This is a genomic window from Planotetraspora sp. A-T 1434 (assembly GCF_025420585.1).
GTDB lineage: Bacteria > Actinomycetota > Actinomycetes > Streptosporangiales > Streptosporangiaceae > JAOEGB01.
The window spans coordinates 100,426-124,609 of record NZ_JAOEGB010000003.1; the positions used below are offsets into that span (position 1 = coordinate 100,426).

A 24,184-nucleotide genomic window follows, 5' to 3' on the forward strand; every position below is an offset into this window, starting at 1 on the left:
ACTCACCGCCTTCTCAGGAAGGACGCCTGCAAGAAGGGCACCCTTGGGAACGACACCCTCAGGAACGACACCGCCACCGCACCGGCCAGCGTGAGGGCCGCGCCGCCGGCCCATCGCCACATGTCGGGCAGGTCGCGGGTGGTGACGACCGGGTCGGGCGGCAAGCCGTACGTCTCGGGCTCGTCGAGGAGCAGGAAGAACGCGCCGTCGCCGCCCACGCCGTCGTCGGGGCTCTCGCCGTACAGCCGGGCCTCGAGCACACCGTCCGCGTGCAGCCGCTCGACCCGTGCCTCCGCCCGCTCCCGGAGCTCGTCCAGCGGGCCGAACTGGATCGAGTCGGTCGGGCAGGCCTTCGCGCAGGCGGGCTCCATCCCACCGCGCAGGCGGTCGTAGCACATCGTGCACTTCCAGGCCCGGCCGTCGCGCTCTCGACGGTCGATGACGCCGTAGGGGCAGGCCGGGACGCAGTAGCCGCAGCCGTTGCAGATGTCCGGCTGGACGACGACCGTGTCGAACTCCGTGCGGAACAGCGCGCCCGTCGGACACACGTCGAGGCAGGCGGCCTGCGTGCAGTGCTTGCACACGTCGGACGACATCAGCCACCTGCCGTCCTGCTCGATGAAGGCGACGTGCCGCCAGGTGTCCGCGCCGAGACTTCCGGTGTTGTCGTAGGAGGTCGCCCGGAAGACGAACCCGTCGTCGGGCACGTCGTTCCACTCCTTGCACGCGACCTCGCAGGCCTTGCAGCCGATGCACACGCTCGTGTCGGTGAAGAAGCCCATCCGCTCAGCCATGGCGGTACCTCTCGATCAGGTCGAGCAGCGCCCTGCCGTGGGGCCGCCTGCCCGGCAGAATGTCGCACGTGCCGGCCTTGCTCTCCTGGATGAAGACGTTCGGGTCGAGCACGATCGGCATCAGGTCGTTGGGCACGTCGCCGGTGACCATTCCCCCGCCGCCGTAGCCCCAGTGGTACGGCACGCCGATCTGGTGCACGACTTTGCCCGCGATCCGGAGCGGCCTGACTCTCTCAGTGACCAGGACGCGCAGCTCGATCGCCGTCCGCGCCGTCACGATCGTCGCCCAGCCGCCGTTGACCAGCCCGACCTCGGCGGCGAGCCGCGGCGACACCTCGCAGAACGGCGCGGGCTGGAGCTCGGCGAGGTACGGCAGGGGCCGGCTCATCCCCCCGGCGGTGTGGTGCTCGGTGAGCCGGTAGGTCGTGAAGACGTACGGGAACCGCGACGACATCGGAGGGTTGTACGGGTTCTCCGGGCGGTCGAGGATCCGTCGTGCCGGGTTGGCCCGCTGGCCGTACAACGTGTTGGGCACCGGCGACTCGTGCGGCTCGTAGTGCGCCGGGAGCGGCCCGTCGGACAGCCCGGACGGGACGAACAGCCAGCCCTTGCCGTCCGACTGCATGATGAACGGGTCGGTCCCGGCGAGCGCCGCCTCCGCCCTGGCCCCCTCGGGCGGCCGGTAGTCCGGCGGCATGTGCTCATCGAAGTCCGGAATGTCGAGCCCGGTCCACAGGCCCTTGTCCGCGTCCCACCAGACGTACGCCTTGCGCTCGCTCCACGGGCGGCCGTCCGGGTCGGCCGAGGCGCGGTTGTAGAGGATGCGCCGGTTGGCGGGCCACGCCCAGCCCCACTCGGGCGCGATCCAGGACTGCTCGCTCCCCGGTCTGCGCCGGGCCGCCTGGTTGACCTCGCCGGCGTAGACCCCGCAGTAGATCCAGCAGCCGCAGGTCGTGGACCCGTCGGGCTTGAGCTGCCTCAGGGACGACAGCGCCCGCCCGTCGGGGCCGGTGCCGTTGATCTCCCGGAGCACGGCCGCCGCCGAAGGCTCCCGGTGCTCTCCTTCTTCGGGATAGTCCCAGGTCAGCTCCATCACCGGCCGGTCGATCCGGTCGCCGCCGAGCCGCTGCCTGATCAGCTTGCCGAGGTGGTAGTAGAACCACAGGTCGCTGCGGCAGTCGCCCGGCGGGTCGAGCGCCTTCTCGCGCCACTGGAGCAGCCGCTGGGTGTTGGTGAAGGTGCCCTCCTTCTCCACGTGGCTCGCGGCGGGCATGAAGAAGACCTCGGTGCCGATGTCCTCGGTGCGCAGCTCGCCCGTTTCGAGCTCGGGGGCGTCCTTCCAGAACGTGGCCGTCTCGACCAGAGTGAGATCGCGGACGACCAGCCAGTCGAGGTTGGCCAGCCCGAGGCGCTGCGCCTTGCCGTTGGCCGAGCCGACCGCCGGGTTCTCGCCCACCACGAAGTAGCCCTTGACGGTGCCGTCGATCTGGCCCATCACCGTGGCGTAGTGGCTGTGGTCGCCGGTGAGCCGGGGCAGGTAGCCGAAGCAGAAGTCGTTGTCCTCCGTGGCCGCGTCGCCCCACCAGGCCTTGAGCAGGCTGACCAGGTAGGACCGCCGGTTGCCCCAGTAGCCTGTGTCGGCGCCCTCCTGCTCCAGGTAGTGGTCAAGGCCGTCGTGCCGGAGCGCGTGGGGCATCGCGATGTATCCCGGGAGCAGGTTGAACAGCGTCGGGATGTCCGTGGATCCCTGGATGCTGGCGTGGCCGCGCAGCGCCATGATCCCGCCGCCGGGGCGCCCCATGTTGCCCAGCAGGAGCTGCAGGATCGAGGCCGCCCGGATGTACTGCACGCCGACCGAGTGCTGGGTCCAGCCGACCGAGTAGACCCAGGCGGTCGTCCGCTCGCGCCCCGAGTTGGCGGTGATCGCCTCGGCCAGCTCGGCGAACTCCTCCTCGGAGATCCCGCACAGCTCGGCGACCCGCTCGGGCGTGTAGCGCGCGAAGTGCCGCTTCAGGATCTGGTAGACGCAGCGCGGGTGGCGCAGCGTCGGATCGGCGGGCGGCTGCGCGGACGCGCCGGCCCCGCGCGCGCCGTAGGAGTCCGACCCGGCGGCCTCGGCGTGGCGTATGCCGCCCTCTCGCGGCTCGCCCTCCCCCGGCTCGTCGCCCTCGTAGGACCAGCTCGCCGGGTCGTACCTCCGCGTCTCCGGGTCGAAGCCGGAGAACAGGCCGTCCAGGTCCTCGGTGTCCCGGTATCGCGCCGAGATGATCGTGGCCGCGTTCGTGTAGGCCAGCACGTACTCACGGAAGTCCAGCTCGTTAGCGAGGACATGGTTGATCAGCGCGCCGAGCAGGACGATGTCCGTACCGGCGCGGATCGGCAGGTAGCGGTCCACGGTCGCGCTCGTGCGCGTGAAGTGCGGGTCGATGTGGAAGACCTTCGCGCCCCGGTCGCGGGCCTCCATCACCCACTGGTAGCCCACGGGATGGCATTCGGCCATGTTTGAGCCCTGGATGACGATGCAGTCAGAGGTCGCCAGATCCTGCTGGAAGCCCGTCGCGCCGCCACGCCCGAAGCTGGTCCCCAGACCGGGGACGGTGGAGGAGTGTCAAATACGGGCCTGGTTCTCGACCTGGATCGCGCCGAGGGCGGTGTACAGCTTCTTCATCAGGTAGTTCTCTTCGTTGTCGAGCGTCGCCCCGCCCAGACTGGCGATGCCCAGAGTCCGCCGCACCTCCTTGCCGTCGTGCGTCTGCTGCCAGGTCTCCCGCCGGGTACGGACGACCCGGTCGGCGATCATGTCCATGGCGGTCTCGAGGTCGAGCCGCTGCCAGTGCGTGCCGTACGGCCGGCGGTAGAGGACGTGGGTCTGGCGGCCCGGATGGGTGACGAGTTGCTTGCTGGCCGACCCCTTCGGACAGAGCCGCCCCCGCGAGATCGGCGAGTCGGGATCACCCTCGATCTGGCTGACCTTGCCGTCCTTGACGTACACGAGCTGGCCGCAGCCGACCGCGCAGTAGGGGCAGACGGACCGTGCGACGCTGTCGGCCTCCTCGACACGGGGCCGCAGGACGTCGGTCCGCGCCGAGCGCGCGGCCTCCCGCCTGCCGTCCTCCCCCTTGAGCTGCCGGATCACCGGCCACCGGGAGAGCCACCCACCATCTGCCACAAGCCGTGTCCTCCCCCCACCATCCGGGCCTAATCACCGATGTAGGGAGGGCCGGCCTAGCGGCTGCCTTACACCCCACAAGCTTCCGGAATGCCCGTACGGCTAGCCGCGTCACGCCGGACAGGCGATCCGAGGCGAGTAACGGTTGGTCGGTGGGATGGCAAGACATCTCCTCGCCTCTCGCCCGGTGTGCGATTATCGCACTATGGGACAGTCCGGTGAGTGGGCAGAGGTAGGCGATCGCGTTCGTGAATGCCGAATCGCCGCCGACATGTCGCAGGAGCAGCTTGCGTCGGCCGTGAATCTGGACCGGACAATGATCGCGAAGATTGAGGCGGGCACTCGTCGGCTGGACGCTCTTGAACTGGCAAGGCTGTCATCGGCATTGGGGGTTCCCCTGAGCCATCTCCTGAGCCAGCCTGCGACGGTCGTCTCCCGCCGGGCCGAAATCGCCGACGACACGGCAACCGATGCGGCCCGTCAGTCCTACCGCCTCGAGGCGGCTCTGGCGACCTGGCTGAGCGACGTCCGGCAATTGATCGAGCTGGGCGAGCTTACTCCCCATGCGCCCGAGCGATACCCCCATGCGGTGGAGAACGCCGAAACAGCGCGGGATGCGGCACGCTGGGCCAGAAACAGGCTCACTCTCGGGATCGATCCGGTCAGTTCTTTGATGAGCGCATGCCAGGGGCTCGGCCAGTTGGTGGCAGTCGTCCACACGCCCGGCGACGGGGCTTCCATGGTTGACGACGGAGTCGCCGTAGCTGTCGTCAGCGGCCAGGGGGATCCCGGAAGACGCCGAGCAACCGCAGCTCACGAACTCGGCCATCTGATAATCGGCGATGAATACTCGGCGGACTTGGGGATCCACACTTCTCGCGCCGAGCGAGAATCAGTGATCGACGCTTTCGCCGCAGAGCTTCTGTTGCCCCTTGATGCGGTGCTGCGAAGCCGTTCCGGGAGCGGGGAGAGCACGCGCGGGATTCTCGTGACCCTTGCCGCGACTTACTGGACATCCTGGTCATTGACTGTTCGCCAAGCGGTCGAAGCCGGAATCGCCGATAAGGAGACCGCCAAGGATCTGCGGCGAAGAAACCCGACCCGCGCCGAACTGATGGAGGCCGTGGGTTGGGCGCCGCAGCCTGATCTTGAGGGCGTCCGTGTGCCGCCGAGTTACGCCCACGCCGTTCTGCAGGCTTGGAGGAATAGCAAGATAACGAGCTCTCGTGCCGTCGAACTCATGCGTGGCCAGATTGTGGAGTCGGACCTTCCACCACGCGAAGAGGCGGATCTCGCACCTTGAACCCTCTTCAACCCGACCCACCCTTGGTGCTCGACGCCATGTGTCTCAACCACTTCTCACGCGCTGAGCGTCTGGACGTTCTCCGAGATCTTCTCGCTGGAACCAGGTGTTTGATGATCGCGACGCAGTGGCGGTGGGCAGACAGTATGGCTTGGACGTTCACGGGACTGTGTGGCTACTCGCGATGGCGTGCCGTGCCGGAAAGCTCAGCGAAGTAGGAGCTGGGAACATCATCGATGCGCTCAAAGCGACAGGTATGCGGCTGCCGTGTTCGGGGGCGACTTTCGGTCCTTTCGCGCGGCGGCATGGGCTGTGCTGACATTCAGGGCTGGCATTTAGGCAAGGGCGGCTTCGGTCTCCTGGATGAGGACCTCGACCAGGCGGGCGGCGGGCAGGTCGCGGATCCCCCGGTGGTTCCAGCCCGCCCAGAGGTTCATGCCGTGCGGGTCGCCCTGCTCGGCCGAGGCGCGGCGCAGGCCCTTGGTCAGGTGGTGGACCTGCGGGTAGCAGTGCGGCACGGAGGCTTCGTGCTCGGCCATGAAGCGGTTGGCCAGCCCGCGTGCCGTACGGCCCGTGAAGGCCCGGGTGAACGCGGTCTCGGTGAAGCCGGGGTCGACGAGTGCCGCCTTGTGGACGGGGTGCGCGCCGCTTTCGGGGCAGCGGAGGAACGCCGTGCCGAGCTGGGCGGCGACGGCCCCGGCGGAGAGCACGGCCGCGATGCCGGCCCCGTCCATGATCCCGCCCGCGGCCGCCAGCGGGAGGTCGACGACCTGCCGCACCTGCGACACCAGCTCGGCGAGGTCGGCCGGCGGCTCCCAGGAGGGCGGCGGCGGGAGGAACGTCGTCTGGTGGCCGCCCGCGCCGATGCCCTGGACGGACAGCGCGTCCGCCCCGGCCTCAGCTGCGGCGACGGCCTCCGCGGGGGAGCTCACGGTGATCACCACAACGCTGCCCGCCTCGTGGAGGCGGGTCACCACCTCGGGCGGCGGGCAGCCGAAGGTGAAACCGGCCACCGGCACCCGCTCCGCCACCAGCAGGTCGATCTTCTGGGTGAACTCGTCGTCGTCCCAGGCGGGATTGTCCGGCAGCGCCACGCCGTACCGCTCGGCCTCGGGCTCCAGCTCCTCGCGGTACCGCGCGACTGCGGCCTCGTCGGCGGCCCTGTCGGCGGGCTGGGGCCCCGGGACGAAGACGTTCACGCCGAACGGCTCGCGGGTGCCTTCGCGGATCGCGTGGATGTCGTCCCGTACGGCTGTCGCGGGCCGGTAGCCGGCCGCGACGAAGCCCAGCCCGCCGGCCTGGGACACCGCGACGGCCATGGCCGGGGTGGACCCACCGCCGGCCATCGGTGCCTGGATGACGGGAAGCGCCATCCCGAAGGGAAGAATGCGACCGGCCATGAGAGACCTCACAGATCTTCAGAACAGATAGCCGCGACGGGAAGGGACACGCGGGCCGTTTCACGGGAAACAGCCCGCGTGACTGGGACTCAGTTGAAGTCGAGCTCGCCCGTGCGGGTGCGCTTCAGCTCGAAGAAGTAGGGATAGCTCGCCAGCGTCTGGGCGCCGTCGAAGACGCGCAGGGCCTCTTCCCCGCGGGGGATGCGGGTCAGCACCGGGCCGAAGAACGCCACGCCGTCGATGTGGATGGTGGGCGTGCCGACCTCCTCGCCCACCGGGTCCATGCCCTCGTGGTGGCTCTTGCGGAGCGCCTCGTCGTAGTCGGTGCTCGTGGCGGCGTCGGCCAGCTCCGCGGGCAGGCCCACCTCGGCCAGCGCCTCCTTGACGACGACGGCGTAGTCCTTGTTGTTCCCGTTGTGGATCCGGGTGCCGAGCGCGGTGTAGAGGTCGCGGAGGACCTCCTCGCCGTGCTGCTCGGCGGCGGCGATGCACACGCGCACCGGCCCCCAGGCCCGGCCCAGAAGGTCGCGGTACTGCTCCGGGAGGTTCTCCCTGTTCTCGTTGAGCACGGACAGGCTCATCACCCGGAACCGCAGGTCGATGTCCCGCTGCCGCTCCACCTCGAGGATCCAGCGTGAGGTGATCCACGCGAACGGGCAGGCGGGGTCGAAGTAGAAGTCCACCTTGGGCCGGTGGCCCACCCCAGCCGCTGCCTGATCACTAGCCGTCATGAGTGTTCTCCTGACTGGATGGTCGGGAAGTCCTGCGGGCGTCGAGTCTCTCCAAGCTTCGAACATGCCGGAGAGGAGCGCGACGCCGAGGCCGCTTTTCCCGCTAAAACCGGAGGGGAGTCCTCGTAATTCCCGCAGAAGCCAGGTGCCGGACGCTTGTCCGGAGGCCGCCGTCCGTAGGGTGTGAATCACGGCCACGACTGTGCACGGCTCTGAGGACGGGAGCGCGATGACCGTAACAGGCAACGACAGGGCGGCGGCACTGCGGGCGCTGCACGTGCCGGGCAGCCCCTTGGTGCTGCCCAACGTCTGGGACGCCGCGTCCGCCCGGATCGTCGAGGCGGCGGGGTTCCCTGTGGTCGCCACCGGAAGCGCCGCGGTGGCCCGGGTGCTGGGATACGCGGACGGGCACGAGACACCCGTGGAGGAGATGCTGGCCGCGATCGCCCGCATCGCCCGCGCCGTCGGCGTTCCCGTCACGGCGGACATCGAGCGCGGCTACGGGCTGGAGCCCGCCGAACTCGTCGAACGGCTCGCCGCGACCGGCGCGGTCGGCTGCAACCTGGAGGACTCGGACCCCGGGACCGGCTCGATGCTCGACCCGGAGGAGCAGGCCGGCTTCCTGGCCGCCGTCCGGGCGGCGGCGACCGGCGCGGGCATCGACCTGGTCGTCAACGCGCGCGTCGACACCTTCCTCCACGGCGAGGGCACGCCCGGCGAGCGCGTCGCCGACGCGCTGGCGCGCGGCCGTCGCTACCTGGAGGCGGGGGCCGACTGCGTCTACCCGCTCTGGGTGACGGACGCCGACCTGATCCGCACGCTGGCCGGCGAGATGGGCGGCCCGATCAACGTGCTCTTCCGGCCGGGCACGCCGAGCCTCCAGGAGCTGGCCGCGCTCGGAGTGGCCAGGGTGAGCTTCGGACCCGGCCTCCACCGGGCGGTGCAGGAACTCACCGAACGGATGGTGGCGGACGTCGCCGACGGGAGGAGTCCCTACCCGCCCCGGGAGGGGTGACCTACGGCTCCCCTACGATCGGCACCATGACGCACGTGCTGGTCGTGGAGGACGATCCGGCGATCGGCTCGGAGCTGACCGAGGCCCTGGCAGGCCACGGCTACGACGTGGCGCTGGCCACCACGGGCGCGGACGCCCTGGAGCTGGCCCGGCAGGCCACGCCCGACCTGGTGCTCCTCGACCTCGGCCTCCCCGACATGGACGGCGTGACGGTCTGCCGCCGGCTCCGGAGCGCCCTGCCGTACACGGTGATCGTGGTGCTGACGGCGCGCGCGCAGGAGTTCGAGGTCGTGGTGGCGCTCGACGCAGGGGCCGACGACTACCTGACCAAGCCCTTCCGGCTGACGGAGCTTCTCGCCCGGCTGCGGGCCCACCTGCGCCGCCGGACCGCCCCGCAGGAGGAGCGCAGCGTGTCGGTGGGGCGGCTGCGGCTCGACCTTCCCGCCCGCCGGGTCTACATCGCCGGGACGGAGCTGGCTCTGCGGCCCAAGGAGTTCGACCTGCTCGCGGCGCTCGTGAGCAGGGCGGGCGAGGTCGTGACGCGCGAGCAGCTGATGGAGGAGGTCTGGGACGTGAACTGGTTCGGTCCGACCAAGACCCTGGACGTGCACGTCTTCGCGTTGCGCCGCAAACTGACCGAGCAGGGCGAGGACCCCCGCCGGATCACCACCCTCAGAGGGCTCGGCTACCGCTACGAGACCGACCTCTGACCACCACTCCCGCTCACCGCGTCGGGAGCAGCAGGCTGAACACGGGAGGCGCGGGCCGGCGGAGGATGAGGCGGCCGCCCTCCGCCTCGGCCAGTGAACGCGCGAGCGCCAGGCCGATGCCGTGCCCCTTGGCGTCGCCGGAGCGGCGGGCGAAGACATCGGCCCCCTCCGGGATGCCGTCGCCCTGATCGGTCACCTCGATGGCCACCCCGTCGCCGAGGTCCGACACCTCGACGGCGATGCCACCCTTCCCGTGGATGGCCGCGTTGTCCAGCAGCACGTGGAGGATCTGCCGGACGGCCGCCGGAGACGCCTCGACCTCGGGCGGCTCCTCGGGCAGGCTCACCGTCAGGCGGCGGCCGTCCTCGGCCAGCGTCGCCCGCCGGTCGCCGGTGACCTCCTCCAGCAGAGCCCGCACGTCCAGGGGCTCGGCCCCGCTCGTACGGCTGCCGCGGCTCAGCCGTACGAGATCCTCAATGATCGTCTGCAGCCGCTCGCCGCGTGCGACAGCCGTACGGATCGCGCCTGGGAGATCCGCGTCGGGCCGGCCGAGGGCGGATTCGAGGCCGAGCAGCATGCCGGTGAGCTGCGTGCGGAGCTGGTGGGACACGTCTGCGCTGAACGCCCGCTCGCGGTCGAGCATGTCGCCGAGCCGCCGCGCGGTCGCCTCCAGGGCGAGCCCGGCCGCGTTGGCCTCCCGCACGTCCGACCGGAGGGCACGGATGGAGAAGTCCCCCGAGCCGAGCGCCTGCGCGGACATGGTGAGATGCTCCAGCGGCGCGGCGAGCCTCGCCGAGTGGCGCAGCGCGAAGCCGGCCGCCAGCCCGACCACCACCACGGCGAGCCCCGCCATGGCCAGCCACGCGCGGTGCACCCGGTCACGCACCGCCTGGTACGGCGTGGCCACCCGGACCGAGCCGGTCAGCCTCTCGTCGGACGGGATGGGCGCCGCCACGGCCAGGAAGCCGTTCTCCACGGCCTCGTGGACGTGCCCGTCCCGGGCGTCGGCGGCGACGTCCGACCTGGACGGCCCGCCACCGGAGATCTTCGTTCCGTCGGCGGCGTAGAAGCCCACGACGAGTCGCGAAGGCAATCCCTTGGGCAGCCACGTCGACGTCACACTGCTCCGCACGACGTCGTCGGGGACCACCGCGGCGATCCAGGTGGCGTCGCGGCCGAGCGCCGCCGCGGTCTCGTCGTGGTAGCGCCGCTGCATGGATACGGCGAGCGGGATCGCGAACAGCGCCACCGCCAGGGTGGCCACCCCCACCATCGCCACGAGCACCCGATGGCGCAGTGGCCTGCCGTACGGCTCGCCGCCGTCGTCACCCGGGGAGTTTCTCTTGTCCGATGCCACCCTGTCAGCGTCGCAGAGTATCGATAAAAGTCCCGACAACTACAGCGAGGCCACCGGAAGGTAAAGGCAGCGCTAACCGCAAACTCAGGGCGCTCTCACCTCCTCGTTCGTATGGTGAGTCGCATGTTGCGGGGGAGCTTCAGGTCGGCGCGCCCGGCCGCGCTGTCGGCGGTCCTGGCGGGGGTGGGCGTCCTGAGGCGGTCAGGTTCGCCGGCCTCCCGGCGGTGGCACGTCGCGCTGGCGGCCGTGGCGATCGGCTACACGGCGGTCCAACTGGTCGTCACGGCGCGCATCGGCCTCGGCTGGGACGAGAGCGTCTACGCCAGCCAGATCGCCCATGGCGTCCCGGCGGCCGACTTCAGCGCTCCGCGCGCCCGTGGCGTGCCGCTGCTGCTCACGCCGGTGGCCTGGTTCACCTCCTCGGTGACCGCGATCCGGGTGTATTTGAGCGTGCTGTCCGGCGCGGGACTGTTCGTGGCCTACCTGCCGTGGTTGCGGCTGCGGAACGGTCCCGTGGTCCCGCTCGCGGCGGCGCTGTTCGCCGGGCTGTGGTTGTCGCTCTTCTACGGCAACGAGGCCATGCCGAACCTGTGGGTCGCCCTCAGCGGCGTCGCCGGGGCCGGCCTGTTCTGCCTCGGAACGCGGGAGCGCCCCGGCGGTCTCGTCCCGGCGGGTCTCGTCGCGGCCTTCGCCGTCGCGTCGCTCGTCCGGCCCACGGACGCGTCGTGGCTGTCGCTGCCCCTCGTGGTCCACGGCCTCGCCCACAGGCGGTTCCGTACGGCTCTCGCGGTGGCGGGGGGCGTCGCGATCGGCTGGGCCGAATGGAGCGCCGAGGCGTTCCTTCGCTACGGCGGCCCGATCGCGCGGCTCCACGCGGCGGGCGCGGCCAACGAGACCGGCCTCCACCTCACGCTTGCCGCCCATCTCCGGGCGCTCGACGGCCCGCTGTTGTGCCGTTACGGCAGCCAGTGCGGCGGCTATCCCGTCGCGCACGTCGCCTGGTTCGCGGCCCTTCCGGTCCTCGCCTCGCTCGGAGTCTGGGCGGCCCGCCGATCCCGATCCGCGCCGGGCCCAGGGGTGGCGCTCGCCTCCGGCCTGTCACTCGGCGGCTCGTACGTCCTGACGGTCGGATACGCCGCGCCCCGGTTCCTTCTTCCGGCCTACGCGCTCGTGGCGCTGCCCGTGGCGGAGGGCCTGGCCCGGCTCGCCCGCCCTCGGCTCGGGAAGCCCCTGATCGCCGTGGCGCTGGCCGGATACTTCACGGTCCAGGCCGTCACGCTGACCCACTGGGCGCGTTACGAGGTGGACACCCGCGGGCGCGACAGCGCGGCCCTCTCGGGCCTCCGGGGCCTCGGCGTGCGCTCGCCGTGTCTCCTCTACGGCTTCGACGCCGTGCAGATCGGCTACCTCGCCGGCTGCTCCTCACGCGGGATCATCAGCCGGTACGGCGGCGCGGCGGTCCCCGCTTCGATCAAGGCGGCGCTGGCGCGGCACGAGTGGGTGGGCGTCATCACCAACCGCAGGCGGATCCCGGCCGCCTTCCTGACCTCCTGGACGCGGACGGCCCTGCCCCTCGGCCGCTCCGGCACCTGGTACGCCTACCGTCCGGCTGACTGAGCCCGTGCCGGGCCGGTGAGCCGGAATTCCGGGTATGACGCAGAGCTGGGGACGAGGCGGAAATCCGCCGCCCGAGTGCTGTCGATCCGGCGCATCGCCGTTCGACTACAACGGGACGCCGGCGACGGTCGCCGGCCAGAGGGGTGGTGCACGATGCGGTACATGTTCCTGCTCTACGGATCCGACGGCCCCCGGCCGGAGTTCGGCACCGAGGAGTATCACCAGATGTTCCAGGCGTACAGCGAGGCGACGTCCGCAATGGCGGAGGCGGGCGTCCTGATCGACTGCGCGCCTCTCCAGCCGGCTGCCGCGTCGACCACGGTCCGCGTCCGTGACGGCGAGACGCTGCTGACGGACGGCCCGGCGGCGGAGATCAAGGAACAGCTCGGCGGCTACACGCTGGTCGAGTGCGCCGACCTGGACGAGGCGCTGAAGTGGGCGGCCACCATGCCCGCCGCCCGCGACGGAGCGGTCGAGGTCCGGCCCGTGATCGACGTGGAGGTCCCGGCCTGAACGGCGAGCCGGGCGAGATCTTCCGGGCGCACTGGTGGCCTGCGGTCGCGACCGTCACGCGTTTGGTGGGCGATCTGGAGGTCGCCGAAGACGCCGTGCAGGACGCGTGCGCGACCGCGCTGGCGCGGTGGCGCGACGACGGGATCCCCGCCAACCCGCGGGCCTGGCTCATCGGCGTGGCCCGGCACAAGGCGCTCGACCGGCTGCGGCGCGAGAGCGGACGCCGGGAGAAGGAGGCGGCGGCGATGCGCGACCTCTCCGGGCGGGAGGCGGCCGAGGAGTGGCCCGGAATGCCGGACGACGAGCTGGGCTTGATCTTCCTGTGCTGCCATCCGGCCCTGGACCCGTCGGTGCGGGTTCCGCTGACTCTGCGCTCGGTGTGCGGGCTGACCACGGCGCAGATCGCCGCCGCGTTCCTGGTCCCGGAGCCGACGATGGCGCAGCGGCTCGTGCGGGCCAAGCGCAAGATCCGCCAGGCGGGGATGTCGTTCCGCGTCCCGGGGCCGGAGGAACTGGGCACCCGGCTGGCCGCCGTCCTGCGGGTGGTCTACCTCGTCTTCACCGAGGGCCATCGGGCGACGTGCGGGAGCGAGCTGGTCCGGGGCGAGCTGTGCGAGTCGGCGATCCGGCTGGCTCGCGCGCTCGCCCGGCTCCTCCCGGACGAGCCCGAGGTGACGGGCCTGCTGGCTCTGCTCCTGCTGACCGACGCCCGCCGGAGGGCACGGGTCGACGCCCGAGGCGATCTCGTGCTGCTGGAGGACCAGGACCGGAGCCTGTGGGACCGATCGATGATCGAGGAGGGGGAGGCCCTCGTCGAGCGGGCGCTGCGCGCCGGGCGGCCCGGCCCCTACCAGTTGCACGCCGCCATCGCCGCCTGCCACTCCGGCGCCGTCTCGGCGGCGGCCACCGACTGGAGGGAGATCGCCGCACTGTACGGCGAGCTGATCCGCCACGAGCCGACCCCGGTGGTGGAGGCGAACCGGGCCGTCGCCGTCGCCATGGCCGAAGGCCCGGCGGCCGGCCTGGTCATCCTCGACGCCGTGGGGGCCCACCCGCAGCTCGCCCGATGGCCGCAGTTGCACATCGCCCGGGCCGAGCTGCTGCGCCGCCTGGGCCGCCACGCGGACGCGGTGGACGCCTACCGTACGGCCCTGGCGCTGGAGCCTCCCCCGGCCGAGCGGGCCTTCGTCGCCCGCCGCATCGGTGAACTGAACGCGTGATCACGGCAGGGGTGCGTAGGACCAGCCGGACCAGTGGGTGACCTCGATGAGGATCGCCGGCCCCTCCGGGGGGTGCTCGCGATACTGGGCGTACTTCTCCACCAGCCACTCCACCGCGCGCTCGCGCTCACCGCCGCTCTCGGCGATCCGGGCCCACCCGTCGGCGCGGGCCCACCAGAGCCGCTCCCAGTCGTCCTCGTAGTGATCGACCATAAGACAGACCTGCGGATTCTCCGAGATGTCGCGGAGCCGGCGCAGATCCGTGGTCTCCTTCGGCTTGTGGTCCACGGCCGTCACCACGGTGTCACCGCCGACGGCGAACGTCACGGGCACCAGCCGGGGCACGCCCTGCGCGTTCACCGTCGCGAGCCGCGCCACGCGGGCGGCCGCGAAACGGTCGCGTGCTCGGCCGGCGGGCATGCGCATGGTGCCAGGCTACGGCGAGCCGTACGGACGCCGGCTCGTGGCCGTGCCCGGGGAAACGCCGCGCGGGGTGGCTCCGTGGCCCGGCATGCCGTAAACAATGGAGGGCATGAGCGACTGGCGGAGCACCCGCGATCAGCTGCGTGAGTTCGCCCTCGGCCTGCCCGGGGCCCACGAGGACTTCCCCTGGGGCGAGACCGTGGTCAAAGTCAACAAGAAGGTCTTCGTGTTCCTCGGCCTCGACGAGCCGAAGGACAACTGGTCTCCCAACTTCACGGTGAAGCTCCGCGACTCCCACGGCCACGCGCTGAGCGTGCCCGGCGCGGCTCCCAGCGGGTACGGCCTGGGCAAGTCGGGCTGGGTGACGGTCCTGTTCTCCGACGACCTGCCGGAGATCGACGTCCTGCGCGACTGGGTGGAGGAGAGCTACCGGATCGTCGCCCCCAAGCGTCTCGTGGCCGAGCTGGACGGCTCTTGATGATCTTCGAGTGACAACCTAAGGTTGTCGGCATGGACCAAGCAGACTTACTGGAGCGGGCTCGCCGCCGATCCTCCGACCCCACGGACCCGCTGGAGATCCTGACCGCCGCCATCGCGCTGAGCGCGGAGCTGAGCAGCGAGGCCGACACCCTCCTCGACCAAGCGGTGCGGGACGCCCGCGAGGCCGGCGCCTCCTGGAACGTCATCGGAGAGCGGTTCGGGTTCTCCAAGCAGGCGGCCCGCAAGCGGTTCACTCCGCCGTTCGCGGGCCGCCACCTGGCCAACCGCCGCAAGAAGCGCGACGCCTCCTGCTCCTTCTGCCGGACGCCGCCCAGCCCCCGGGTGCGGATGGTCCACGGCGAGGGCGGGCGCATCTGCGACAAGTGCGTGGCGCTGGCGGGCGAGATCGTCGCCGACCTCGCCAAGCGCCGCTGATCACGTCACGGTCAGCCGCCGCCGGTACTGCTCGTCTCGCCAGAGCTCCTTGCCGAGCACCTCGGCGAGGGTCGTCGCGGCGTCGTGCACGTCGACGTAGCGCAGGTAGAGCGGGGCGAAGCCGAACCGCATGAGGCCGGGCTCGCGGTAGTCGCCCACGACGCCCCGGTCGATGAGCGCCCGGATGATCGGGTAGCCGTCGGCGTGGCGGTAGCTGACCTGGCTGCCGCGCCGCTCGGGGTCGCGCGGGCTGACGAGAGCCAGATCCGGGTGAAGCTGGTCGATGAGCTCTAAGAACAGCGAGGTCAGTGCCACGCTCTTGGCCCTGACCTCGCGCATGTCGACCTGCTCCCAGATGTCGAGCGAGGCGTTCAGCGCGCTGTAGGCCAGCACGGGCGGGCTCCCGGTGGCGAACCGCCGCACACCGTCGGCGGGCCGGTAGTGCGGCTCGAAGCCGAACGGCGCGGCGTGCCCGTGCCATCCGGAGATGGCGTTGCGGGCGGCCTCCTGATGACGGGGGGCCACGTAGATGTAGGCGGGGGCGCCCGGCCCTCCGTTGAGGTACTTGTAGGTGCAGCCGACCGCGAAGTCCGCCTCGCCGACCCGCACGGGGACGGCCCCGGCGCTGTGGCACAGGTCCCAGATCATGAGCGCGCCCGCGGCGTGGACCTGGGCGGTCACGGCGTCGAGGTCGCGCATCGCGCCCGTGCGGTAGTCCACATGGGAGAGCAGGACGACGGCGACGTCGTCTCCGAGCGCCTCGTCAAGAGAGTCGCCGGAGCCGATGTCCCTGATCCCGTACGACCCGAGCGCGCGGGCGGCGCCCTCGACCACGTAGCGGTCGGTCGGGAAGTTGTCCAGGTCGGAGACGATCACCCGGCGGTCCGGGCGCAGCGGCAGGGCGGCGGCCACGGCCTTGAAGATGTTCACCGAGGTGGACTCCCCGGCGAGCACCTCCCCGGGACCCGCGCCGATCAGGGGCGCGATCCGGTCGCCAGTGCTCTCCGGCAGGTCCCACCAGCCCGCGGTGTTCCAGCTCTCGCCCAGGTGCAGGCCCCACTCGGTCTCGACGGTGTGCGCGACCCGCTCCGCCGTCCGCCGGGGCAGCGCCCCCAGCGAGTTGCCCAGAAGGTAGACGACCCCGGGAGGAAGCGAGAACTCGTCGCGCAACTCCCGCAGAGGGTCCCGGACGTCGAGGTCATGGCAGTCGGCACGGGTGATGGCCACGTGGGTCACTCCTTCAGGTTTGTCCGCATTATCCCCTTAACTACTGACATATAGGCCATCGCACCACTGATCTCATGAGGCAGCCCCGCACTTGCCTGATCGCCAGGTTCCTGTCACCTCCCGTCTGGCTGGCAGAATCCAGCCCGAACGCTCCGCGGGCGAAGAGCGCCAAGAGACGCGAAGGGCACAATCATGTGGCTTGCCTGGCACATGTGGCGACATGTCATCATCGGCGCCCTCCTCGCGGTGCCCCTCGCGCTGGCCGCCGCCCACCTGCTCGCCCGCCGCCGGGCGGCCAGACGGCACCCCCACCCGTTCCGTACGGCTTACGCCGACGTGTTCATGGTCGTGGGCACGGCTCCGTGGATCTGGATGATCCTCACCCCGGGCAGCGGGTCGAACGGGGTCGATCTCGTGCCCTTCCGTGACCTCCTGGCGGTCCTCCAGGCGTCTCCCGCGTCGGCGATCGTGCAGGTCGGAGGCAATCTGCTGGTCTTCGCCGCCGTGGGGGCGCTGCTCCCGATCCGATCGGCCCGGTTCGCCCGGCCCGGCATGGTCGCCCTCGTGGCCGCCACGGGGTCCCTTACCGTCGAGTTACTTCAATACGTCCTGCGGCTCCACCGGTTCTCGTCCGTCGATGACGTGCTGCTCAACACGGCGGGTGCCGTACTCGCAGCTTCAATGACTCAGCGTTGGCGGGCCGGTCGAATACCGGAGGGGACCGTTCCACGGTAGCGGTCCGCAATAACTCCCGTAGATCGCCACACAGGCACGATCCGCTCAAAATAAGCACGGGACCAACCTGCGACTCTGTGCGATCGTGGACAAGACGGGGCAAGTTCTCTGTAGACGCCAATCCCCCGTTGGTGACAGAGGGTGATCAAACGTGACGGAATCCCCAGTGCATCACGAGCCCCCGATCTATCGCCGCATCGCCGACCGGCTGCGCGATCAGATCCTGTCCGGCTCAATGAGTGATGGGGATCGGCTACCGGGCGAAAACGCACTAATGGCCGAGTACGGCATCGCACGGGCGACAGCGAGACAGGCGCTGGCCGTGCTCATCAACGAGGGCCTTGCCGTACCGCGACGAGGGTCGGGCGTCTACGTCCGGCTGTTCCGCCCGATCCGGCGACACGGGTCGCGGCGGCTTTCACGGGAGCAGTGGGGACAGGGCCGGGCGATCTGGGACTCCGACACCCGAGGCCGCTCGTACACCGTGGACGAGGTCCACATCGAGCGGGAGCCCGCGACCGAGCAGGTGGCGAGGCTGCTGGACACCGACGACGTCTGGGTTCGCCGTCGCCGTTACCTGGTCGACGGGCGGCCCGTCCAGCTCGCCGCCTCCCACTTCCCGGCCGACCTGGTCGAGGGGACGGCGGTGACCCTGCCGGACACCGGCCCGGGCGGGGTCTACGCCCGGCTGGGAGACCTCGGCTACTCGCCGGCGCACTTCACGGAGGAGGTCCGGGCGCGGATGCCGCAACCGAAGGAGGCCGAGCTGCTCGGGCTTCCTGCGGGGACTCCGGTCATCATCATCAGCCGCATCGCGTACGCCGCGGGCGGCGTGCCGGTGGAGCTCAACGAGATGACCCTCGACGCGGCGTCCTATGTACTCCAGTACGACTTCGACGCATAGGTCAAGGGGGCAACGTTGACCTGTCCCCCCCGATCATTGATTTCTCTAGAGATGTCCCGCACCTTGAGGGTGAGACGTCAAGAACAACCGGGCACACGGCGAGGGAAGGGTGAACGGATGTCCTTTGACCAGCACCTCGCCGAGATCGCCCGGGAGTTTCCGGAATGGACGATTTGGCGGAGTGACGCGGGCCGGTGGTGGGCTACCCGGCATCACCCGCTCACCTCGGCCCAGCGGGACGCCGGATGCGCGATGACCATCGACGCGGACGACTCCGACGGGCTGCGCGACCAACTGCGTGAGCAAGAGGAATGTGCCACGACCGCCGATCCGTGAGCGCGGAAGCCCCCGACCCTATCGGGGGCGGGGGCTTCCGCTCCAGATCCCCCGTGGGGGCGTCGCCACTGGTGCCAATCAAACGGCGTCCCCACGGGTTCCAATCCGGATCACTTGTGGGCGAGCGGCTCCTGGTCGTGGTCGGCGGCCGCCTGCCGGACCCTGCCGAAGTTGACGTCCGTGTCCTCCGCGCCCTCGATCCGGCCCGCCGGGCCGGAGACCGGGGAGACGGCCGGCGCCGGCAGCGCGGCCGGGCCCTCGTGGTGCTCCGCGTCGTCCACGATCACCCGGATCTCCTCGTCGTCCTCGTCCTCGTCGTGGGCCTGCTCGACGGCGGACTGGGCGACGACGGGCTCGTGCGCCGGGGACTGCGACTGCGCCTGGCCCTGCGACTGACCCTGTGCCGGAGCCTGCGGGACGGCCTGCGCGAACTGCGGCGCGGGCGGCAGCACGGCGGCCTCGTCGATCAGCGCGCCCGCCGCGGCCTCGCGGTGGAGCAGGTCGCCCAGGACCGACCCGATCTCGTTGAGGCGGCGCATCACCTCGGTGTGCGTGTCGGTGAGGTAGGAGACGCGGCGGCCGGTGTGCTCGTCCAGCGCCGTGACCCGCTGCTGCGCGGCGGTCAGCGTGGCCTCCGACTCCGCACGCGCCTCGCTCACCAGCCGCTCCGCCTCAAGCCTCGCGGCCGTCAGCTGCCGGTCCGCCTCCGCGCGAGCGTCGCGCAGGGTGTCCTCGGCCTCGGCGCGGGCCGCCCCCAGGGTCTCCTCGGCATCCGAACCGGCCTGCGAGAGCAGCCGCTCGGCGGCGGAGGTGGCGTCGGCGACCCTGCGCTCGGCCTCCTCCTGCGCGGCGGTCCTGATCGAGTCGGCCTGCTCGCGCGCAGACGCCACCAGCCGCTCGGCCTCCGCCGCCGCGTTGTCGCGCAGGCGGGCGGCCTCCGACTCGGACGCCTCCTTGTTGGCCGCCGCCTCCTCATGGGCCAGCTTCAGGATCTGGCTCAGCCGCTCGCCCAGCTCGTCGGGGTTCTGCGGGGACTCCGTCAGCTTCCGGCGCGCGTCGGCGAGCTCGATGCGGCTCTGCTCGGCCTGGTCGATGGTGCGCGCGAGCCGCTCCTCCAGGTCCCGGATCTGGTTACGGGTCCGGATCATGTAGTCGTGAACCTGGCGGCGGCTGTATCCGCGCATGACGACCTCGAAGGAGTCGTCACTCATGAGTTCGGGGAAGTTCTCGGTCTGGTTCGTCATGAGAGGCCCTGGGGGTTTGAAGTTAGAGACGGTACGCACGTCAGGACACGACTTTCCTGCTATCCGCCGGACATCGCAACCCGAACGCCACAGCTCCTGGGGAAAAATGCAGGATACCGGCCACGAGCGCCGGTGACCCCCGTGGGATCATGGCGGCATGCCGTACATCGCCGGTCTTGACGACGACGCCACGCCCATCATCCACCCAGAGGCCTGGGTGGCGCCCGGAGCGGTGATCGTCGGCAGGGTGCGCCTCGGCCGCGCCTCGAACGTCTGGTACGGCTCGGTCCTGCGCGGCGAGGACGAGTGGATCGAGGTCGGCGCGGAGTGCAACATCCAGGACCTGTGCTGCCTGCACGCCGACCCCGGAGAGCCGGCGATCCTGGAGGATCGGGTCAGCCTCGGCCACCGGGCGATGGTCCACGGCGCCCACGTCGAGGAGGGCGCGCTCGTCGGCATCGGGGCGATCGTGCTCGGCGGCGCGGTGGTGGGCGCGGGGTCGCTGATCGCGGCCGGCGCGGTCGTGACGCCGGGCAAGAAGGTGCCCGCGGGCGTGCTGGTGGCGGGGGTGCCGGGGAAGGTCGTCCGCGAGCTCACCGACGACGACCGGGCCTCCTTCGCAAATACTCCGGGAAGCTACCTCGCCAAGGCCCGCCGTCACCGAGCGGCAACGGAACTGTCCCGCTGAACGTGCCCGCCAGCACGCGGTGATCGGACAGCTCCGGACTTGTTCTGATCACCTCCGCGTGCACGGGCCGGAAGACGTCCTCGGTCGCGAAGACGTAGTCGATCTTGCGGCCTCCCCTGGTGGTGGGGTCGCCGCCCCGTCGGGCTGTCCCGTCCGTCCCGGTGTCCACCTCGGCGTAGTTCCCGGTGCCGAGGCCGAGGCCGTACATCGGGGTGAGCTCGGGGTCCTGCGGCTTGCGGTTGAAGTCGCCGCCGAGGATGACCGGGCTGCCGTCGGCGTAGGGGGCGAGGAGGCGGGCCACCTGCCGGGGCGACTCGCTGTCCGAGATGTGGGTCACGCAGCTCACCGAACGGCGCGGCCCGACCATCGCGCGCGCGCAGAGCAGGCCGCGCGGGTGGACCCGGGAGCCGGGGCCGGGCTTGAGGTCCACGGAGAGCCGCCGGCGGAGCGGCGGCCCGAGGAGCGGCCCCTTGAGCGCGAGGGCCAGGCCGAAGGTCTTGCCGTCCGGCGGCGTCGTCCTCTTGGTAAGCGCCCCCCACAGCCGGCGGCACCGATCCCGCCCGTCGGGAGCGGGCGCTTCGTCGATGCCGAACCACACCATCCGGTAGTCGGGGAGCTTCCGTTTCAGCAGGTCGACCTGGGCGTAGCACATCTCCGTGAAGGAGGCCACGTCCACGTTCCTGCTCCGGATGAGCGCGGAGACCTCGCCGGCCCAGGCACGCCTCCGCTTCGGGGTCAGATCGGCGGCGCAGGTGTTGTCCCTGTTGTTGGCGGCGCAGACGTTGTAGGTCAGCACGTTGACCAGATAGTCGCCCGGGCCCTGATCGTACGGCGCGGCCGCGGCGATTCCCGTCGTGATCGCGATCGTCGCGGCCACAAATCCCCCCATAGCGGGAGACGGTAACCGAGCGACGATCAACCCACCCAGGCACCAGTGGTGAAATTTCCTACATTGATTGCCATAACGGGCGCGGCGATCGCCAAGTAGGCCATGAAGACCCACGGCCTGCGGGCGCCCGTGATGCCGACGGCCAGGTAGAGCGGCCACCACAGCAGCGAGGCCCGTCCCACCGACATGTAGAACGACGACATCGCGAGCAGGGCCACCGCCTGCGGCGCGAGGTAGGCCACGTTGCCCCACCGCCGCCGGGCGAGCTCCAGGAGGATGAGCCCGACCAGCACGGCCCCCGCGATCATCTCCTCGCGGTAGGACGTCTGCAGGACACCCACCTCCAGCGAGCGGTGCCACGTGTTGAGGAACGCCTCCTTCGGCGATACGGCATAGCGGCCCCAGTACTCGGCCTCCGCGTGCTTCCAGGCCAGCCAGTCGCCCGTACGGGAGTGCAAGTAGGCCATGTAGGCGAGCACCGGAACGCCCGGCAGCGCCAGCCAGGCCGCCTTCCGCCACCCCGTCGCGCGCAGGCCGTTCTCCGCGACCAGGAACTGTACGGCCAGGCCGGCGGCGAGAAAGAGACCGGAGATGCGGACGGAGGACGCGAGGGCGGCGCAGACGGCGGCCGCCTCCCAGCGCCCCCGCCGCGCGAGCAGCCACGCGGGGATCGCCAGCGCGAGGAAGAGCGCCTCCGAGTAGCCGGCCAGCATGAAGACGGCGAACGGGCTGAGGAAGAACGCCAGGACCGTCCAGGTGCCGGTGCCCTCCCGGAACGACTCGCTCAGCCGCGACAGCGCCACCGCGACGACCGCGCTCGCGACGAGCGAGACGAGCACGATGGCGAGGCTCCAGTCCGTGATGATGACGTGCAGATAGCGCAGGAGCAGCGGCATGCCGGGGAAGAACGCCGTCAGCTTCGGAGCGTCCGGCATGCCCGGGGAGCCGTCGTAGCCGAACTGGGCGATGGCGATGAAGTTGTCGGAGTCCCACGGCGTGAGCCGGTCGAGGAACGGGGCCTCGGTCCGGCCCGGCGCCGCGAGCACCATGTAGATGTAGGTGGCTACGTGCCAGAAGAACCAGATGAGCAACGCCGTACGGTCGGCCTTCGAGCCGGGCCACCGTCCTCGTGTCGCGGCGTCCTGGGGGTTCGGGGCCGTGTGCGGCGGGTCCGCCTGTGGGGTCGCCTGGGGGGTCGCCTGGGGGGTCGCCACAGCCTGCTCGATCTCGGTCACGACCATCTATGGAATACGTCACAAGCAGTCCATGCCAAGAGCCTTTGCGGAGATATGCGAGGACTTCGGAGGAGCATCCGCATATGCCCAGCTCATGCGTCTATGGCCGGAAAAGATTCTCCTGGGCGGGGCCGGACCTCCGTCGGAGAGTCGCATGTCGGTGTCCGCAACTACCATGGCCGCGTGCAGTGGGGCGGGCAATGGGACGGGTTCACGGCGATGGAGCAGGACGTGCGCTCCCTCGTCGCCGATCCCCGCTGGACCACGCTTCCACCCCTCGCTCGGGCCCAGGCGATCGCCCAGCGGGCGCTGGTGACCCCCGACGGCTCCCGGTGGCTGTTCGGCGCCCACGCGAGGTGGTACCGGCTGGATCGGGTCGACGGCCGCTGGCACCTGTCCGCGCCGCCCCTGCATCCGGCCGTCCGGTCGGGCGCCCGGCCGCTGGCGCCACCCGCCGGCGTCCCCCACCTGCTGATCCCCTCCGGGGCCGACTTCGCCTTCGACCGCGGCTCCACGCAGGCGTTCGTCGGGCCGGACGTGCCGCGTGAGGTCACCGAGCGGGTGAGGGCGGTGCTCATGGCCCACCGCGGCCTGCGCCGCGCGGAGTTCCCGCTGGCCGAGAGCGACTTCCAGGAGGTCTTCGCGCGCGACGTGGCGAGCACGGTGGCCGCCGTGTGGGGCACGATCATGTGGTGCGCCTACGCGCCCGCCTTCGACGGCAACGAGGTGCTGCTGTCGATGTTCGGGGAGTTCCTCGCCCGGCCGCTTCCGGGGGACGACTGGGTGCGCTGGCTGCCGGCGGTGTCGCTGGACTCGCTCGCCGCCCTCTACGCCGAGCGGATGCTGTCCGGCGCGGAGGAGGCCGGGCTGCGCCTCGCCGCGCTGATGGCCGAGACCGCCACCGCGCTCCGCGCCGACACCCGCTTCCGGCCGCGCGCGGACGCGCTGCTCTCGATGACCGAGCCGCTCCTGGCCCAGCCGTGGCTCGACCACCACGCCCTCCCCAGCGGTGCCGTACGGCAGGCGTGGCTGGCGCGGTGCCCGCCGCACCTCGCGGGGGCGACCCTGCCGGAGACCTCCCCCGGGGAGCACTTCCGCCACAGCCTCTACGACCTGGTCGAGGCGCTGGGCTACACGGCGGCCCGGGGGCTCGACCCGCGGTCGGCCGCCGCCTCGCTGCTCGCCGCCGACGTGGCGGGCCTGCTCTCCGGGGCACCCTCGACCGCCGAGGTGGTGACGCAGCTCTACCCCTGGATGGACGACGAACTGCGGCACGGGTTCTACGTCTCCCTCGCCGACCCGTCGCATCCTCTGCGCGGATGCTGGCCGTCCGAGGGCGAGCTTCCCCCGATGCTCGCGGCGCCCGACCGCGGCACGGCCGCCGCCCTGCTGGGATCGGCGTACGCCACCGGTCTCGCCTGGTGCCGCCTCACGGGCACGGCGCCGCCGCCCCGGGGCTTCGCCGTCTCCTCGGCGGTCGTCCAGTGCCTCATCCACCAGCGCGACGACCCGCTCCCCGAGCCCGGCACCGGGAGCTTCCCGCACGACCCCGACGGAACAGGCTGGCTCTTCGACAACGCCCAACGCTGAAACGGCCAGGTCGTGGATGACTGGTTTACTGCTTCCCCCCATGCAGAGCCCTTGAAGTTGATAAGTTCATTTGAGTAGCCATACGGCTTATCAAGTTGAGGCCAGAGCCATGCGGGGGGTGTGGTGGCGGGAAGGGGACGCCCAAGCAGGGCCACAGTTTACGGACGGC

Annotated in this window: 24 protein-coding genes; 14 read left to right on the forward strand and 10 right to left on the reverse strand. The window is 71.0% G+C overall.

The window, feature by feature from the left end:
• Positions 1 to 2: 2 nt before the first annotated feature.
• Entirely contained in the window at positions 3 to 794 is a 792-nt protein-coding gene (locus N5079_RS05660) for a 4Fe-4S dicluster domain-containing protein (protein ID WP_261582396.1), read from the reverse strand.
• Positions 787 to 3,963 carry a formate dehydrogenase gene (fdh, locus tag N5079_RS05665; protein WP_261582397.1) on the reverse strand — a complete coding sequence of 1,059 codons (3,177 nt, stop codon included), beginning with the start codon at positions 3,961 to 3,963 and terminating at the stop codon, positions 787 to 789. Before fdh ends, N5079_RS05660 begins: the two co-directional genes overlap by 8 nt.
• 205 nt (positions 3,964 to 4,168) lie before the next feature.
• On the opposite strand from fdh, the gene N5079_RS05670 reads away from it, so the two are divergent.
• Together N5079_RS05670 and N5079_RS35470 are read left to right on the forward strand one after the other, a co-directional pair.
• Positions 4,169 to 5,266: a helix-turn-helix domain-containing protein gene (locus N5079_RS05670; protein WP_261582398.1), complete on the forward strand. Its 1,098-nt coding sequence runs from the start codon at positions 4,169 to 4,171 to the stop codon at positions 5,264 to 5,266.
• A 169-nt stretch (positions 5,267 to 5,435) separates the two neighbouring features.
• Complete coding sequence (locus N5079_RS35470) at positions 5,436 to 5,585, forward strand: hypothetical protein (protein WP_410007749.1); 150 nt, start codon at positions 5,436 to 5,438, stop codon at positions 5,583 to 5,585.
• 16 nt (positions 5,586 to 5,601) lie between these two features.
• Here N5079_RS35470 and N5079_RS05675 read toward each other — a convergent pair whose 3' ends face one another.
• Positions 5,602 to 6,666 (reverse strand): nitronate monooxygenase, encoded by a 1,065-nt coding sequence (locus tag N5079_RS05675; RefSeq protein ID WP_261582399.1) that lies wholly within the window; start codon positions 6,664 to 6,666, stop codon positions 5,602 to 5,604.
• An 89-nt stretch (positions 6,667 to 6,755) separates the two neighbouring features.
• Complete coding sequence (locus N5079_RS05680; protein ID WP_261582400.1) at positions 6,756 to 7,397, reverse strand: DsbA family protein; 642 nt, start codon at positions 7,395 to 7,397, stop codon at positions 6,756 to 6,758.
• Positions 7,398 to 7,626: 229 nt separating this feature from the next.
• Here N5079_RS05680 and N5079_RS05685 point away from each other — a divergent pair, with 229 nt between their 5' ends.
• Positions 7,627 to 8,412, forward strand: coding sequence for an isocitrate lyase/phosphoenolpyruvate mutase family protein (locus tag N5079_RS05685; RefSeq protein ID WP_261582401.1), 786 nt, complete (start codon positions 7,627 to 7,629; stop codon positions 8,410 to 8,412).
• A gap of 26 nt (positions 8,413 to 8,438) precedes the next feature.
• Positions 8,439 to 9,122, forward strand: coding sequence for a response regulator transcription factor (locus N5079_RS05690; protein WP_261582402.1), 684 nt, complete (start codon positions 8,439 to 8,441; stop codon positions 9,120 to 9,122).
• Positions 9,123 to 9,135: 13 nt separating this feature from the next.
• Here the strand turns inward: N5079_RS05690 and N5079_RS05695 are convergent, their stop codons facing one another.
• A complete protein-coding gene (locus tag N5079_RS05695; RefSeq protein ID WP_261582403.1) occupies positions 9,136 to 10,479 on the reverse strand; it encodes a sensor histidine kinase in 1,344 nt (447 codons plus the stop codon).
• 123 nt (positions 10,480 to 10,602) lie between these two features.
• Between N5079_RS05695 and N5079_RS05700 the strand changes: the two genes are divergently transcribed.
• The 3 genes from N5079_RS05700 (at position 10,603) to N5079_RS05710 (ending at position 13,829) form a co-directional block, all read left to right on the forward strand.
• Complete coding sequence (locus N5079_RS05700; protein ID WP_261582404.1) at positions 10,603 to 12,096, forward strand: hypothetical protein; 1,494 nt, start codon at positions 10,603 to 10,605, stop codon at positions 12,094 to 12,096.
• Between the two features lie 153 nt (positions 12,097 to 12,249).
• Positions 12,250 to 12,609, forward strand: coding sequence for a YciI family protein (locus N5079_RS05705; RefSeq protein ID WP_261582405.1), 360 nt, complete (start codon positions 12,250 to 12,252; stop codon positions 12,607 to 12,609).
• Between the two features lie 17 nt (positions 12,610 to 12,626).
• Positions 12,627 to 13,829 carry an RNA polymerase sigma factor gene (locus N5079_RS05710; RefSeq protein ID WP_410007750.1) on the forward strand — a complete coding sequence of 401 codons (1,203 nt, stop codon included), beginning with the start codon at positions 12,627 to 12,629 and terminating at the stop codon, positions 13,827 to 13,829.
• Here the strand turns inward: N5079_RS05710 and N5079_RS05715 are convergent, their stop codons facing one another.
• Positions 13,830 to 14,255, reverse strand: coding sequence for a TIGR03668 family PPOX class F420-dependent oxidoreductase (locus N5079_RS05715; RefSeq protein WP_261582408.1), 426 nt, complete (start codon positions 14,253 to 14,255; stop codon positions 13,830 to 13,832). It lies immediately after the preceding gene.
• A 106-nt stretch (positions 14,256 to 14,361) separates the two neighbouring features.
• On the opposite strand from N5079_RS05715, the gene N5079_RS05720 reads away from it, so the two are divergent.
• The gene (locus N5079_RS05720) at positions 14,362 to 14,730 is read left to right on the forward strand and encodes an MmcQ/YjbR family DNA-binding protein (RefSeq protein WP_261582409.1); all 369 of its coding nucleotides are present in this window, start codon (positions 14,362 to 14,364) and stop codon (positions 14,728 to 14,730) included.
• Between the two features lie 32 nt (positions 14,731 to 14,762).
• Positions 14,763 to 15,167 (forward strand): ClpX C4-type zinc finger protein, encoded by a 405-nt coding sequence (locus N5079_RS05725; RefSeq protein WP_261582411.1) that lies wholly within the window; start codon positions 14,763 to 14,765, stop codon positions 15,165 to 15,167.
• Here N5079_RS05725 and kynU read toward each other — a convergent pair whose 3' ends face one another.
• Entirely contained in the window at positions 15,168 to 16,394 is a 1,227-nt protein-coding gene (kynU, locus tag N5079_RS05730) for a kynureninase (RefSeq protein WP_261582413.1), read from the reverse strand.
• 192 nt (positions 16,395 to 16,586) lie between these two features.
• Here kynU and N5079_RS05735 point away from each other — a divergent pair, with 192 nt between their 5' ends.
• The 3 genes from N5079_RS05735 to N5079_RS05745 all read left to right on the forward strand — a co-directional run bounded on the left by N5079_RS05735 (position 16,587) and on the right by N5079_RS05745 (position 18,369).
• The gene (locus N5079_RS05735) at positions 16,587 to 17,129 is read left to right on the forward strand and encodes a VanZ family protein (protein ID WP_261582415.1); all 543 of its coding nucleotides are present in this window, start codon (positions 16,587 to 16,589) and stop codon (positions 17,127 to 17,129) included.
• Positions 17,130 to 17,280: 151 nt separating this feature from the next.
• Positions 17,281 to 18,033, forward strand: a complete 753-nt coding sequence (locus N5079_RS05740; RefSeq protein WP_261582416.1) for a GntR family transcriptional regulator — start codon at positions 17,281 to 17,283, stop codon at positions 18,031 to 18,033.
• 117 nt (positions 18,034 to 18,150) lie between these two features.
• Positions 18,151 to 18,369 carry a hypothetical protein gene (locus N5079_RS05745; protein WP_261582417.1) on the forward strand — a complete coding sequence of 73 codons (219 nt, stop codon included), beginning with the start codon at positions 18,151 to 18,153 and terminating at the stop codon, positions 18,367 to 18,369.
• Positions 18,370 to 18,479: 110 nt separating this feature from the next.
• On the opposite strand, the gene N5079_RS05750 is transcribed toward N5079_RS05745, so the two are convergent.
• Positions 18,480 to 19,613, reverse strand: coding sequence for a hypothetical protein (locus tag N5079_RS05750; RefSeq protein ID WP_261582418.1), 1,134 nt, complete (start codon positions 19,611 to 19,613; stop codon positions 18,480 to 18,482).
• Positions 19,614 to 19,770: 157 nt separating this feature from the next.
• Between N5079_RS05750 and N5079_RS05755 the strand changes: the two genes are divergently transcribed.
• Positions 19,771 to 20,301, forward strand: coding sequence for a gamma carbonic anhydrase family protein (locus N5079_RS05755; protein ID WP_261582419.1), 531 nt, complete (start codon positions 19,771 to 19,773; stop codon positions 20,299 to 20,301).
• Here the strand turns inward: N5079_RS05755 and N5079_RS05760 are convergent.
• Positions 20,207 to 21,190 carry an endonuclease/exonuclease/phosphatase family protein gene (locus N5079_RS05760; RefSeq protein ID WP_261582420.1) on the reverse strand — a complete coding sequence of 328 codons (984 nt, stop codon included), beginning with the start codon at positions 21,188 to 21,190 and terminating at the stop codon, positions 20,207 to 20,209. The two genes, N5079_RS05755 and N5079_RS05760, sit on opposite strands and share 95 nt — an antisense overlap.
• 26 nt (positions 21,191 to 21,216) lie before the next feature.
• Positions 21,217 to 22,425, reverse strand: a complete 1,209-nt coding sequence (locus N5079_RS05765; RefSeq protein ID WP_261582421.1) for a mannosyltransferase family protein — start codon at positions 22,423 to 22,425, stop codon at positions 21,217 to 21,219.
• A 183-nt stretch (positions 22,426 to 22,608) separates the two neighbouring features.
• Between N5079_RS05765 and N5079_RS05770 the strand changes: the two genes are divergently transcribed.
• A complete protein-coding gene (locus N5079_RS05770; protein ID WP_261582422.1) occupies positions 22,609 to 24,015 on the forward strand; it encodes a hypothetical protein in 1,407 nt (468 codons plus the stop codon).
• Positions 24,016 to 24,184 lie beyond the last annotated feature (169 nt).